The organism is Pseudomonas sp. R84 (assembly GCF_009834515.1).
Lineage (GTDB): Bacteria > Pseudomonadota > Gammaproteobacteria > Pseudomonadales > Pseudomonadaceae > Aquipseudomonas.
This window is the reverse complement of sequence record NZ_CP019426.1, coordinates 6,309,677-6,322,711: the sequence shown is the minus strand read 5'-3', so window position 1 is coordinate 6,322,711 and position 13,035 is coordinate 6,309,677. Positions and strand designations below refer to the sequence as shown.

At 60.8% G+C, this 13,035-nt stretch carries 12 protein-coding genes; 8 read left to right on the top strand and 4 right to left on the bottom strand.

Translation table 11 applies throughout. The features are described from left to right. Window positions 1–104: 104 nt before the first annotated feature. Window positions 105–524 carry a nucleoside diphosphate kinase regulator gene (gene rnk, locus PspR84_RS28115; protein WP_053124969.1) on the top strand — a complete coding sequence of 140 codons (420 nt, stop codon included), beginning with the start codon at window positions 105–107 and terminating at the stop codon, window positions 522–524. Between the two features lie 6 nt (window positions 525–530). On the opposite strand, the gene PspR84_RS28110 is transcribed toward rnk, so the two are convergent. The 3 genes from PspR84_RS28110 to PspR84_RS28100 form a co-directional block, all read right to left on the bottom strand. After that, window positions 531–3,374 (bottom strand): class I adenylate cyclase, encoded by a 2,844-nt coding sequence (locus PspR84_RS28110; protein ID WP_160059869.1) that lies wholly within the window; start codon window positions 3,372–3,374, stop codon window positions 531–533. A 183-nt stretch (window positions 3,375–3,557) separates the two neighbouring features. Further along, the gene (locus PspR84_RS28105; RefSeq protein ID WP_008084565.1) at window positions 3,558–3,803 is read right to left on the bottom strand and encodes a TIGR02647 family protein; all 246 of its coding nucleotides are present in this window, start codon (window positions 3,801–3,803) and stop codon (window positions 3,558–3,560) included. A 275-nt stretch (window positions 3,804–4,078) separates the two neighbouring features. Further along, a complete protein-coding gene (locus PspR84_RS28100; RefSeq protein ID WP_160059868.1) occupies window positions 4,079–4,363 on the bottom strand; it encodes a hypothetical protein in 285 nt (94 codons plus the stop codon). Window positions 4,364–4,486: 123 nt separating this feature from the next. On the opposite strand from PspR84_RS28100, the gene PspR84_RS28095 reads away from it, so the two are divergent. Next, complete coding sequence (locus PspR84_RS28095; RefSeq protein WP_160059867.1) at window positions 4,487–5,146, top strand: glutathione S-transferase; 660 nt, start codon at window positions 4,487–4,489, stop codon at window positions 5,144–5,146. Between the two features lie 126 nt (window positions 5,147–5,272). Here PspR84_RS28095 and argH read toward each other — a convergent pair whose 3' ends face one another. Further along, window positions 5,273–6,667, bottom strand: coding sequence for an argininosuccinate lyase (gene argH, locus PspR84_RS28090; protein WP_007911110.1), 1,395 nt, complete (start codon window positions 6,665–6,667; stop codon window positions 5,273–5,275). 471 nt (window positions 6,668–7,138) lie between these two features. Between argH and PspR84_RS28085 the strand changes: the two genes are divergently transcribed. The 6 genes from PspR84_RS28085 (at window position 7,139) to PspR84_RS28060 (ending at window position 12,887) form a co-directional block, all read left to right on the top strand. Continuing rightward, entirely contained in the window at window positions 7,139–7,885 is a 747-nt protein-coding gene (locus PspR84_RS28085; protein ID WP_007911111.1) for a LytTR family DNA-binding domain-containing protein, read from the top strand. Between the two features lie 138 nt (window positions 7,886–8,023). Further along, a complete protein-coding gene (gene hemC / locus PspR84_RS28080) occupies window positions 8,024–8,965 on the top strand; it encodes a hydroxymethylbilane synthase (RefSeq protein WP_160059866.1) in 942 nt (313 codons plus the stop codon). Beyond that, window positions 8,962–9,723, top strand: a complete 762-nt coding sequence (locus PspR84_RS28075; RefSeq protein WP_160059865.1) for a uroporphyrinogen-III synthase — start codon at window positions 8,962–8,964, stop codon at window positions 9,721–9,723. Before hemC ends, PspR84_RS28075 begins: the two co-directional genes overlap by 4 nt. A gap of 16 nt (window positions 9,724–9,739) precedes the next feature. Next, window positions 9,740–10,882: a uroporphyrinogen-III C-methyltransferase gene (locus tag PspR84_RS28070; RefSeq protein WP_160059864.1), complete on the top strand. Its 1,143-nt coding sequence runs from the start codon at window positions 9,740–9,742 to the stop codon at window positions 10,880–10,882. Beyond that, complete coding sequence (locus PspR84_RS28065; RefSeq protein WP_160059863.1) at window positions 10,879–12,117, top strand: heme biosynthesis protein HemY; 1,239 nt, start codon at window positions 10,879–10,881, stop codon at window positions 12,115–12,117. The genes PspR84_RS28070 and PspR84_RS28065 overlap by 4 nt, the downstream gene beginning before the upstream one ends. 218 nt (window positions 12,118–12,335) lie before the next feature. After that, the gene (locus tag PspR84_RS28060) at window positions 12,336–12,887 is read left to right on the top strand and encodes a disulfide bond formation protein B (RefSeq protein ID WP_160059862.1); all 552 of its coding nucleotides are present in this window, start codon (window positions 12,336–12,338) and stop codon (window positions 12,885–12,887) included. Window positions 12,888–13,035 lie beyond the last annotated feature (148 nt).

The following is a 13,035-nucleotide window of genomic DNA, read 5'->3' as shown; positions in this document are numbered from 1 at the left end:
AGTGTCCGAACACGCCTCAACCCATCGAGGCCTGGTGAAAACCCCGTCTTTTTTGGCGGGGTTTTGCTTTTTTTGTGTGCAGAAGAAAGGAGTCTGCCCGGATCATGACCGCACCTTCCATCACCCTTACCCGTCTGGACGTGCAACGTCTGGAGCGCTTGATCGACAACCTGAACGAGAAAGACCAGGCTGCGCCGGGCGTGATTGCGCTGCAAACCGAGCTGGACCGCGCCGATACCGTGGTCGGCCACGATGAAGTGCCCGCCGATGTCGTGACGATGAATTCCCGTGTGCATTGCCGCGAAGAAGGCAGTGGCAAGGACTATCACCTGACGCTGGTCTATCCAAAGGATGCCAACGCCGATGAAGGCAAGATCTCGATTCTGGCCCCGGTCGGCAGCGCGTTGCTGGGCCTGAAGGTCGGTCAGCACATTGACTGGCCGGCACCCGGTGGCAAGACCCTCAAACTGACTTTGCTGGAAGTCGAATCGCAACCGGCCAACGGTGGCGCGTTTCCCGAGTAATCCGCCTCAGACCTGTTCGAGTGCCTCGTTCAGAGCGCGCTCCAGGTCAGCCTTGTAGCGCAGATACAGATTGCTTGAACTCTGCCCGTCACCGAGCAGGCCCGAGAGGTCCAGGTCGGTGATGTAGCAGCGATAGCGTTCGCTGTCGCGGCGCTGCTCGACGATCTCCCGGGCGACCACGCTGAACAGCTGGTCGCCATGTTCCAGCTCGCTGAATTCCCGTTGATTGCAGTACAGAGTGACCTGCACTTCGCCCGGTGCGGCTTTGCCGACGATCGCCTGCACGTCGTAGAACGGCTTGTTCACCGGCGTCTGCGGTGCCGGCCGCGCTTCGACCCGTCGTGCGCGTCCCGGCCCCGAAGGCAATAACTGGTAATACAACGTTTCGAGACGGGCACCCGGGCCGGCATCCATCGGCAACACGGCTTCGCGACGGAACAGGATCGATTGCAGGAAGCGCTGCAGCGGCACCAGCAGACTCTGCTCGTCGTGGTACGGCAAATGCTGCTGCCACAGCGCATTGAATTCATCCAATACGTACAGCTCGGCTTGCTGTTCGGTAATGCGGTAGAACACCTGAATGCACTCCGGCTGGCCCATTGGCAGGATCAGCGCGAGGTCGTGTTCCTCCAGCGCCATCGGGTCCAGGTGCAGCGGGCTGTAGCGCGGCTGTTCCTCGCCGAGGTAATCGACCAGCGCCGGCAGGGTGGCGAGGGCGACGTGGTTGACCTGGCCCGGCACTAATTCCAGTACGTGATAATGCTGCTGCACCTGAATCAGATAGCGGTGATTCAACTCGCTGAGCAGCAGGTTCTGCGCGGTGTCGATGATTTCTTCAACCCGGCGGGCAATGAACTGCGCGCGGTTGTGGCAGAAGCAGCGCACCTTCAGCGACGGCTGCGATGGCCCGCGTGGCAAATTGTTGAGGTAATCGCGCAGGCAGTCGAGCAGGGCATGCGGGCCGTCGAAGCGGTTGACCAGTACTTCGTTCCAGCTGTTGAGCGTGACCTGATCCAGCGTCAGCACGAGGTTTTCGCGCACGCCGGCGTAACTCAATGAGTCGGTGCGCTCGGTGGTCATCAGGATATTGAGGTCGCGGTGATGTTTGAGCGGATCAATCCCGACGTTTACCAGAATCAACACTTCGCTCGGCACCGCGGCGCGCAGCAGCGGTTCTTCCGCGACGGTGGCCAAGGGCAGGGCGATGCACTGCTGCAGGCTGCCGAGCAGGTTGAACAGCTCGAACTCGCTCAGGTCGCTGGTGCCGGGATGCAAAGCGAGGCGCGTGCTGCTGTCGATCACACCGTTGCGGTGGCACCAGGTCAACAGCTCCAGTAACTCGCGGCTGCGCTTGATTGGCGCGAAGTGTTCCCACTCCAATGCGGTCAGGCTGCCGTTGTACAGGCCCCACTGGGTTTGTCCCGGCTCCTTCTTGTTGCGCGACTGCACCAGGGTCAGGGTGTCTTCGGCCAGATCCGGGGCGATGCCGGGGTTGATGAACTCGACCTTGTCGGCCTTGCGCTCGAAGGCGGCATAGAGCCTGCGACCGAGCACATTGAGGTCGCGCTTGTTGATCAGGCTGACGGTCTGCTCGGTGCGAGCGAACTGGGTCAGGAAGCGATAGCTGTAGTTCAGCTCATTGACCAGCGCGCGGCGTTCGGCGCTGACCTGGCGGACTTTCCACTGACTGCGGCTGTCGAGCAGGGTCAGTTGTCGCTGATCCCAATGCCACTCGCTGGCCAGCCGTTCCAGCAACGTGCGTTGCCAGCTCTGGGTGCGGCTGTTGCCGGTGAGCTTGCGGTTGACCTTCAGGTACAGCGCGCGGCGCACCAGTTCCAGCCGCTCCGGCTCGTTACGCGCGGTGAGGTATTCCTCGATACGCCGGTACACGACCATGTACGGGTCCAGTTCATCCAGATCCAGTTGGTTGGCGAACACGGCTTTTTTGAAGCGCAGGCTCAGGCACTGCACCTGCGGGTGTTCGCTGGCGTAGACCTCGGTCAGCAGCAGTTTGAGCACCGATTTGTACGGTGACTCGATGCCTTTGAACAACTGCCACAACCCGGCGCCGATGAACTCGCCTGGCGGGATTCTCGCCAGGTGGCCAAGGTCGAGGGTTTCGTCGGCGCGGATGAAACGCTTGGACAGCAGGGTGTGGGTGTAGAGGTCGTAGGCGGTTTCTTCGTAAACCGGCACCAGCCACCAGATCGGCGTGCGCCCGGCCAGCCAGATTGCGGTGCGGTAAAACTCGTCCAGCAACAGATAGTGCTGAGTGCTGCCGCAGTTTTCCGAGCTGAGCTGGGTGTCGCGTTCGCCTTTGACGAAGCGCTCCGGGTCGATCAGGAAAAAATGCGCTTCGGCGCCCTGGCTCGCAGCCCAGGTTTCGAGCAACTGACATTTCTTGCTCAGCTCACTGAGTTCACTTTCGCTCAAGTCAGGCGCGTGGCAGACCCACACGTCCATGTCGCTCTGATCGGCCTGTGCCAGCGTGCCAAGGCTGCCCATCAGGAACAGGCCGTGGATCGGTCGTGGCGGGTTGCTGCCGTGACGCGGCTTGTAGGAGAACGAACGGGTCAGGCGTTGCGCTTCGGCGAGCGTATTGGTGTCCGGCTCGTAATTCGACAGACCGGCCGGCGTACTGCCCGAGACATAACCCGGCAGCAGCGGATGGTTGACGTGGAAGAACAGCGGCAACAGCGTCAACACGCTCTGTTGGCGCGTCGACAAACCTTCCAGGGCGCGGCCGAGGCGGCCTTCATTGAGTTTGAGAAAACGCGCGCGCAGCTGGCTGAGGACCTTGCGGTCAATGCCTTCGTCCAGGTCGGGGCGGATTTCGTGGGTGCGCGTCATGTCAGCTCAAACCGGCTCGCAGGCTCGGACGTAGAGGGTCTCGGAATGTCAGGCAGTTTAGCCTTAGCGCAGCGGGACTTTTAAGCTGAATTTGTTTTTTGACGTCAGATTTATATCGCGGGAGGCCGGGCAGGCCCGCGGAAATCCCGTGGCAGGAGTTCCCGTGGGCAAAGTCGGGAAGGATCAGGCGGTTTCCTGCTCTCTCAGAATGGTCAGCACGGTTTGCACATTTTGTGCGGCATCGCGACCGAGGCTGGTCAGATACCCGCCATCGGGCTGATCCGTCAGGTCTTTTTCAAAGAGGCGTTTGGCGGCAGAAATATGTTTCGGGGCAGCGGTCTGATGAATTTTCAAACCTTCCTGGGAACTGTCCAGGGGAAAGAGTGCGAGGACTTCCAGTTCGGCAACCAACTCAGGGGTAAGCGACATAAGGACTCCAGACTTTCTAGGAATTGGACGACAGCGTCCCTAAGGTGAACCCGCTTTTGCGGCATGTCCAGTGCTCAGATCAGGGATTTTGTCTTGAGGCGGATTCCAGTGTAGTCGGGGCCGGAGAGTTGGCTGGATGGATGGGTGACAAATTGTGTGGGAGCGAGCCTGCTCGCGAAAGCGGTGTGTCATTCAGCAAATAAGTTGACTGATAAAACGCCTTCGCGAGCAAGTCGAATCGTCGCACCGTCGCTCCCACAGGGGGGAATGTGTTGTTACTGCTTTTCGGGTGGCAACTCTGGCAGTGCGCGCAGCGCCGCTTCGTACCATTCGGTATTGAACGCACGGTCTTCATCGAGCATCGCGTCAATCTCGCAGGCCAGCACGTGCGCCATCAGGTTGAGGATCTCTTCGCGCTCCACACCCACCAAGGTCAGCTTGTTGAACGTCGCTTTGGCCGCTGGCGGGTTGTCGCTTTCGATCTGGTTCTCGATGGCTTCGATCAACGTAGCCTCGGTGAACTCTTCGTCGTCGTTGTCGATGTCTGTCGGCTCGCTCATGGCAGGCTCCTCATGGAAAGGCGCCAGTTTACCCGCATTCCGCGGGGTGATGCTGCTGGCGCGATTCGCCTGTGCGATCTATAAACAGGCCCTGCCCACCCCGCACGGCCTGGAGGCTATGTGATGTTCAAGCTCTACGGATTCTCAGTCAGCAACTACTACAACATGGTCAAGCTGGCGCTGCTGGAAAAAGGCCTGCCGTTCGAAGAGGTCACGTTCTACCCGACGTCGACCCCTGAATCACTGGCCATCAGCCCGCGCGGCAAAGTGCCGGTGCTCGGTGTAGACGCCGGTTTTATCAACGAAACCGCGATCATCCTTGAATACCTCGAGCAGACCCAGAAAGGCACACCGCTGCTGCCAAGCGATCCATTCGAGCGCGCGCAGGTGTTGGCGATTGCCAAGGAAATCGAGCTGTACATCGAGTTGCCTGGGCGTGCCTGCTATGGCGAGGCGTTCTTCGGCATGACCTTGCCGGACGCGATCAAGGAAAAGACCAAGACTGAATTGCTACTGGGTTTTGCTGCGCTGGGCCGTCACGGCAAATTCGCCCCGTACGTGGCGGGCGACAGTCTGAGCATTGCCGATTTGTATTTCTTCTACAGCGTGCCGCTGGCCTGTGCGGTCGGGCAGAAGCTGTTCGGGATCGATTTGCTGGCGGAGATGCCGCAGGCGAAGGCGTTGCTGGAACGGCTGGAGCAGAATCCGCATGTGCAGAAGATTGCGGCGGACAAGGAAGCGGCGATGCCGGCGTTTTTGGCGATGATCGCTGCCAAGAAGTGATTTTTTTGCTGTTCTGAAGATCGCATTCGCGAGCAGGCTCGCTCCCACAGAGTTATGTGCTGAAACACGATTACGTGTTCGACGCAGAATCTGTGGGAGCGAGCCTGCTCGCGAAGCTTTTGGCTTTTAGCGGCTGGCGATCAGCGCCTGACCGCGAACCACAGCAGCCTTGACCTGCGCCGGCGCAGTGCCGCCGATATGGTCACGGGCATTCACCGAGCCTTCCAGGGTCAGCACGGCGAACACGTCCTGCTCGATCTGATCGCTGAACTGGCGCAGTTCTTCCAGGCTCATCTCGGCCAGATCCTTGCCAGTGTCCACGCCGTATTTCACGGCGTGACCAACGATCTCGTGGCAATCACGGAACGGCAGACCACGACGCACCAGATAATCCGCCAGATCGGTCGCGGTGGAGAAGCCACGCAGCGCCGCTTCACGCATGATCGCGTGCTTGGGTTTGATCGCCGGGATCATGTCGGCAAAGGCCCGCAGCGAGTCACGCAGGGTGTCGGCGGCGTCGAACAGCGGCTCTTTGTCTTCCTGGTTGTCTTTGTTGTAAGCCAGCGGTTGGCCCTTCATCAAGGTCAGCAGGCCCATCAGTGCGCCGAACACGCGGCCGGTCTTGCCCCGCACCAGCTCTGGCACATCGGGGTTTTTCTTTTGCGGCATGATCGAGCTGCCGGTGCAGAAACGGTCCGGCAGATCGATGAACTGGAATTGCGCGCTGGTCCACAGCACCAGCTCTTCGGAGAAACGCGACAAGTGCATCATCGCGATGCTCGCGGCCGAGCAGAATTCGATGGCGAAGTCGCGATCGGAGACGTTGTCCAGCGAGTTGCCGCCGACGGCGTCGAAGCCCAGCAGTTGCGCGGTGTATTCACGGTCGATCGGGTAGGTGGTGCCAGCCAGCGCGGCGCTGCCCAGTGGCATGCGGTTGGTGCGCTTGCGGCAGTCGACCAGACGCTCGTAGTCGCGGCTGAGCATTTCGAACCAGGCCAGCATGTGGTGCCCGAAAGTCACCGGCTGCGCCGTCTGCAGGTGGGTGAAGCCCGGCATGATGCTCGCGGCTTCGCGCTCGGCTTGCTCCAGCAGGCCTTTTTGCAGGCGGGTAATTTCGGCGAGGATCAGATCAATCTCGTCACGCAGCCACAGGCGGATGTCGGTGGCGACCTGGTCGTTGCGGCTACGCCCGGTGTGCAGCTTTTTACCGGTGACGCCGATGCGGTCGGTCAGGCGTGCTTCGATGTTCATGTGCACGTCTTCGAGATCGATGCGCCAGTCGAACTGGCCGGCCTCGATTTCGCCCTGAATGGTCTTCAGGCCATCGATGATGCTGTCGCGCTCGGCATCGGTCAGCACGCCGACCTTGGCCAGCATGGTGGCGTGGGCGATCGAGCCCATGATGTCGTGGCGATACAGGCGCTGGTCGAAAGTGACGGAGGCGGTGAAGCGGGCGACGAAGGCGTCGACGGGTTCACTGAAGCGGCCGCCCCAGGACTGATTGGTCTTGTCAGTGCTCATGAATTCGCTCGTATCGGCTTGAAGAAAGAAGGCGTGGAACGCTGGCGCGGATAATAACAGGGTTGCCAATCCTGTCGCTGACACTGGTCGATACGTTTTTTTCTCATTGTGTGCGCCATAGTCGCCGCTGGCCCCGGAGGTTTTGCGCAAGGATATTTTTCGATTGAGCAATATCGGCCCGGCGAGCGTCTACAGTTGGACATAAGGGTCGACGCGGCTCTGGATCGCGCAAAGGTCTGGCCGCCGACTATAAGAAGAGGGGGTGGGTGTTTTGTCCTTCGGCAAACCCCGTGAGAAACGCAGGAAACAGCGGGCTTTGAGCAGTACGACCCGGACACTGGCAAATATTGCTGGCCGACGTACGGCACTTTTTGGCGCTCGGGCTAGTCTTAGCGTGGATCGCGGTGACGGACGTCACTTCACCTGTCTACGCTATCCTTGTGCGAGACTCACGCAGGAATCCAGCGCAATATGAATGTCCTGATCGTTGATGACGAACCACTGGCTCGCGAGCGCCTCAGCCGAATGGTGAGCGAGCTCGAGGGTTATACAGTTCTGGAGCCCAGCGCCACGAATGGCGAAGAGGCGTTGGCACTGATCGACAGCCACAAGCCGGATATCGTGCTGCTCGATATCCGTATGCCAGGCCTTGATGGCCTGCAGGTCGCTGCCCGTCTGTGCGAACGCGAAACGCCGCCGGCCGTGGTGTTTTGCACCAGCCCCGATGAATTTGCCGTGGAAGCCCTGCAGGCCAGCGCCGTGGGCTATGTGGTGAAACCCGTGCGAACTGAACATCTGCATGACGCCCTGAAACGGGCTGAACGTCCCAACCGGGCGCAACTCTCGGCCCTGACCCGTCCCGCTGCCGAAAGTGGCACCGGCCCGCGCAGCCACATCAGTGCGCGCACCCGCAAAGGCATCGAACTGATCCCTCTGGATCAGGTGGTCTATTTCATTGCCGATCATAAATACGTGACTTTGCGCCACGAGGCCGGCGAAGTGCTGCTCGACGAGCCACTCAAGGCTCTCGAAGACGAATTCGGCGAGCGCTTCGTGCGTATCCACCGCAACGCCTTGGTTGCCCGCGACCGTATCGAACGTCTGCAACGTACGCCGCTGGGGCATTTCCAGCTGTTCCTCAAAGGTCTCAATGGTGATGCGCTGATTGTCAGCCGTCGGCATGTGGCCGGTGTGCGCAAAATGATGCAGGGCCTGTAACCCGGTCATTCCGGACGGCTCCAGCTCCTTTTAACCGGGCATTGCAGGCCAGGGAGGCCGCGCCGACTCTGATTCAGGTCAAAGTGGATTTGGCTGAGCTGTTATTATCCGCCGTATCTATTCAGTACGGATTGATCCATGTCCTCTCGCGAAATCCGCATCGCCACCCGTAAAAGTGCGCTGGCCCTCTGGCAGGCCGAATACGTCAAAGCCCGTCTGGAAGCGGCCCATCCGGGTCTGCTGGTGACGCTGGTGCCCATGGTCAGTCGCGGCGACAAGCTGCTCGATTCGCCCCTGTCGAAAATCGGCGGCAAGGGTCTGTTCGTCAAAGAACTGGAAACCGCGTTGCTGGAAAACGAAGCCGACATCGCCGTCCACTCGATGAAAGACGTGCCGATGGACTTCCCGGAAGGCCTCGGTCTGTTCTGCATCTGCGAGCGCGAAGACCCGCGTGATGCCTTCGTTTCCAATACCTACGCCAGCCTCGATGCGTTGCCTGCCGGCGCCATTGTCGGCACCTCCAGCCTGCGTCGTCAGGCGCAATTGCTGACCCGTCGCCCGGATCTGCAAATTCGCTTCCTGCGCGGCAACGTCAACACCCGCCTGGCCAAGCTTGACGCCGGCGAGTACGACGCAATTATTCTCGCGGCAGCCGGTTTGATCCGCCTCGGTTTTGAAGACCGCATCACTTCGGCGATCAGTGTCGATGACAGCCTGCCGGCCGGTGGCCAGGGTGCAGTCGGTATCGAATGCCGCAGCGCTGACACTGCAATCCACGCCTTGCTCGCACCGCTGCATCACGCCGACACCTCGTCGCGCGTCACTGCCGAACGTGCCCTCAACAAACATCTGAATGGCGGCTGCCAAGTGCCGATCGCCTGCTACGCCGTGCTGGAAGGCGAGCAGTTGTGGTTGCGCGGTCTGGTCGGTGAACCGAGCGGTGGCAAGCTGCTTAGCGCCGAAGCTCGTGCGCCACGTGCCGATGCCGAAGGATTGGGCGTGAAGGTGGCCGAAGATCTGCTCAGCCAGGGCGCCGACGATATTCTCAAAGCGGTCTATGGCGAGGCGGGTCACGAGTGACTGGCTGGCGCCTGCTGCTGACCCGCCCTGCGGATGACTGCACGGCGCTGGCGCAGACGTTGGCAGTGCAGGGTTTTTTCAGTAGTTGTTTGCCGCTTCTGGACATTGTTGCGCTGCCGGTCTCTGACAATATTCGTCAGGCGATTGCGCGGTTACCGCGTTGCGACGCGGTGATCGTGGTCAGCAAGCCGGCGGCACGCATTGCGCTGGATCTGCTCGGCAACTCGTCTTCGCTGACAATGCCGTGGTTCAGCGTCGGCGCGGCGACCGCACAGATTCTGCGCGAGCATGGCCTCGACGTCAGCTTCCCGGCCGATGGCGATGACAGTGAAGCCTTGCTGCAATTGCCGCGTCTGCGTGCAGCGGTCGGTCAGCCCGGGGCGCAGGTATTGATCCTGCGTGGAGAGGGTGGGCGTGAACTGCTCGCCGAGCGTTTGCGTGAGCTAGGTGCTAGTGTCGAGTATCTGGAATTGTATCGACGCGACCTGCCAGCCTATGCCCCGGATGAACTGCCACGGCGGATCGAAGCGGAACGCTTGAACGGGCTGGTGGTCAGCAGTGGACAGGGTTTCGAGCACCTGCGTCAGATGGCCGGCGATGCCTGGCCAACAATTGCGCAATTGCCGTTGTTTGTTCCAAGCCCAAGAGTCGCCGAGCTGGCACTTGCCGCCGGGGCTCAAACAGTTGTGGATTGCCGCGGCGCGAGTGCCGCGGCTTTGCTGACGGCGTTACGGGAGCATCCCGTACCCGTTTTCTAATGCAAAGGATGGATACGTGAGCGAAACAGCCTTGCCAAAAGATGACGTCCAGCCTGTGATTGAACCCCAGGTTGAAGCTCCACCGCCGGCCACAGAGCCGCGCCGAGGCAATGGATTGGCCATCGTCGCCTTGTTGCTCGGCGCCGCCGGTGTCGCGATCGGCGGCTGGGGTGTCTGGCAGGTCCGTCACCTGCAGACCAACACTCAGCAGCAGTCCGGTGAAGTGCAGGCGTTGAACGATCAGGCGCAGAGCCTGAAGCTCAATGAACAGCGCCTGACCGAGCGCCTCGCGCAGTTGCCAGGGGCCGACGAACTTGCCGAGCGCCAGCGTCTGGTGACGCAACTCCAGGGCGACCAACAGCGCCTCAATCAACGTCTTGAAACGGTGCTGGGCGCCAGCCGCAAGGACTGGCGCCTGGCCGAGGCCGAGCATCTGCTGCGTCTGGCCAGCCTGCGTCTTTCGGCGCTGCAGGACATCAGCAGCGCTCAAGCGCTGGTGCAGGGCGCTGACGAAATCCTCCGTGAGCAAAACGATCCCGGTTCCTTCGCCGCTCGCGAGCAAGTGGCGAAAACCCTCGTGGCGCTGCGCAGCACTGCACAACCGGATCGTACCGGTTTGTTCCTGCGTCTCGGCGCGCTGCGTGATCAAGTCATCGACCTCACCGAGCTGGCGCCGGAGTACAAGGATCGCGGTGAATCGCTGCTGGGCCTGACTGCCGACGGTGATGGCGCCAGTCGTTGGGCGCAGTGGTGGGATAAGGTCTCGCGCTACATCCGTATCGATTTCAATGCCGACAAGAATGTGCGGCCGCTGCTGGCCGGGCAGAGCCTGAGTCAAGTGCGTCTGGCCCTGAGCCTGGCGCTGGAGCAGGCGCAGTGGGCCGCGCTCAACGGTCAGGCGCCGGTCTACACCCAGGCGCTGGCTGAGGCGCGTGATGTCCTCAAGGGCAATTTCAACCCGGACAATCCGCAAAGCAAAGTGATGCTCGAACAGGTTGCCGAGCTAAGCAAGGAACCGGTCACGGTCACGACGCCGGACTTGGCCGGCACGCTGAGTGCGGTGCAAGCCTATCTTGAGCGGCGCAACGTCAATGCCGAAGAATCGGTGAAACCTTTCGCCAAACCTGCCGCCAGCACCGCGCAGGAGGCTACGCCATGAAACGCCTGTATGTGATTGTGTTTCTGGTGATAGCGGCGACGGCGGCACTGGGTCTGGCTATTGCCGAGCATTCCGGTTACGTGCTGGTGGCCTACAAGAGCTTCCGCTACGAGTCGAGCCTGTGGGCGACACTGGCGGTGATCGCAGTGTTGTGGCTGCTGATCTGGGGCATCAAGGCGTTGGTCGAGCTGGTCATGACCTCCACGGGCGTGGTCAATCCCTGGTCGCGCCGTAACCGCAGTCGGCGCGTGCAGGTAGCGATCGAGCACGGTCAACTGGATCTGGCCGAAGGTCGCTGGGCCAGTGCTCAGCGTCATCTTTATCGAGCAGCTGAAGCCGAGCGTCAGCCATTGCTGTACTACCTCGGCGCTGCCCGCGCAGCCAATGAGCAAGGCAATTACGAAGAGTGCGATCGTTTGCTGGAGCGCGCACTGGAGCGTCAGCCTCAAGCAGAACTGGCTATTGCTCTGAGTCATGCGCAGTTGCAGACCGACCGTGGCGATACCGACGGTGCCTTGGTCACCCTGCAAGCGATGCACGATCGCCATCCGCGCAATGCACAGACGCTGCGTCAGTTGCAGCGCTTGTATCAGCAGCGCGGCGAATGGTCGGCGGTGATTCGTTTGCTGCCGGAGTTGCGCAAGGACAAAGTCCTGCCACCCGCCGAACTGGCTGAACTGGAACGCCGCGCCTGGGGTGAAAACCTGTCGCTGGCAGCGCAGCGTGAAGAGGACGGGACCGTTGGCTTGCAGTCGCTCACGCGCGCTTGGGAGCAACTCACCTCAGCTCAACGTCAGGAGCCACCCTTGGTGTTGGCGTACGCCGAACAACTGCGTCAGTTGGGCGCTCAGGTCGAAGCGGAAGAAGTGCTGCGCAATGCCCTCAAGCGCAAGTACGACAGCCATCTGACCCGTCTCTACGGTCTGGTGCGCGGTAGCGATCCAGCGCGTCAGTTGCAAACCGCCGAAGGCTGGCTGAAGGATCATCCGAACGATCCGAGCTTGCTGTTGACCCTCGGCCGACTGTGCCTGCAAACCAGTCTGTGGGGCAAGGCACGGGATTACCTGGAAAGCAGTCTGCGTGTGCAGCGCAATCCCGAGGCCTGTGCGGAGCTGGCGCGCCTGCTCGCCCAGTTGGGCGATACCGAGCGCAGCAATCAGTTGTTCCAGGAAGGCCTTGGTCTGCTGGACGAGCGCCTGCTGGCCGCGCCGTTGCCGGTTCCGGCCCATGTCTGAAGTGGCGAGGGAGTTCGCTCCCTCGCTTACCTTTTGTGGCTGAATTTTCCACTTCGTTGAGCGCCTGAGGCAAATTCCTACAACGGGCTACACCGATTCCTATCGAACCTGTCGGGTTTTCCCTACACCTCTGGTGAACTGTCGGCAGGGCCTTGCCTTGAAAGGCTGACACGCTTTCCTCTACCGTAACCGTCTGTCTCTACTGTTACGGAAAAGCCATGTCGTTGGCCTGCTCACGCTCCTTGTTCTTCATGGCTTTCACTGCGGGGGCCTTTGCTCTGGGAGCTTCCTATTATCTTGAATATGCTGTCGGCCTGACGCCGTGCAGCCTGTGCCTGGTGCAGCGTCTGTTCCTTACGCTACTGTGCGTGTCCAGTGGTGTGGCAGCGGTGCACGGCCCCAGGCGTGTTGGTCTGTGGTTGTACTGGCTGTTGACCTTGGGCGCGAGCATGGGAGGCACCACGGCGGCCTGGCGGCAGGTATTGATACAGAGCGATCCGCTGCTGCACCTGCTCAATTGCTCGCCAGCTCCCGAGGCCTTATTCAGCGGTCTGCCATGGATTTGTGCCTTGCAAACATTGTTTAGCGGCGGTGCCGATTGTGCGGAAATTTCCTGGACCCTGTTCGACCTGAGCATCCCGGAGTGGAGCCTGTTGTTCTTTGTCGCCGTCTCGATTCTGGCGGTGTATCAATTGTTGCGGCTGGTCTGGAGTGCTCTGCAACGCCCGCTCAGCGGCGAAGCGTCGCACTCGGTGCTGCTGCGGGATTAAACACTTGTATGAACTTTATCTCCTGCGTACCTTGAAGCCATAGGCGCGCGGGCATAATCTGGCCCGCACGTGTCATTGGATTTATGTTGCTCGATGACGCTCTGCCCGGCCGTTCCCCAAGGCAAAATCAAAAGAGGGGCGCGGGTGT

Excerpts from the sequence above, each read along its gene's own strand:
- argH (WP_007911110.1), bottom strand. The coding sequence starts at position 6,667 with ATGAGCACTGACAAGACCAATCAGTCCTGGGGCGGCCGCTTCAGTGAA.
- hemC (WP_160059866.1), top strand. The coding sequence starts at position 8,024 with ATGTCCTCTCGCGAAATCCGCATCGCCACCCGTAAAAGTGCGCTGGCC.
- PspR84_RS28105 (WP_008084565.1), bottom strand. The coding sequence starts at position 3,803 with ATGTCGCTTACCCCTGAGTTGGTTGCCGAACTGGAAGTCCTCGCACTC.
- PspR84_RS28110 (WP_160059869.1), bottom strand. The coding sequence starts at position 3,374 with ATGACGCGCACCCACGAAATCCGCCCCGACCTGGACGAAGGCATTGAC.
- PspR84_RS28095 (WP_160059867.1), top strand. The coding sequence starts at position 4,487 with ATGTTCAAGCTCTACGGATTCTCAGTCAGCAACTACTACAACATGGTC.
- rnk (WP_053124969.1), top strand. The coding sequence starts at position 105 with ATGACCGCACCTTCCATCACCCTTACCCGTCTGGACGTGCAACGTCTG.
- PspR84_RS28060 (WP_160059862.1), top strand. The coding sequence starts at position 12,336 with ATGTCGTTGGCCTGCTCACGCTCCTTGTTCTTCATGGCTTTCACTGCG.
- PspR84_RS28085 (WP_007911111.1), top strand. The coding sequence starts at position 7,139 with ATGAATGTCCTGATCGTTGATGACGAACCACTGGCTCGCGAGCGCCTC.
- PspR84_RS28065 (WP_160059863.1), top strand. The coding sequence starts at position 10,879 with ATGAAACGCCTGTATGTGATTGTGTTTCTGGTGATAGCGGCGACGGCG.
- PspR84_RS28100 (WP_160059868.1), bottom strand. The coding sequence starts at position 4,363 with ATGAGCGAGCCGACAGACATCGACAACGACGACGAAGAGTTCACCGAG.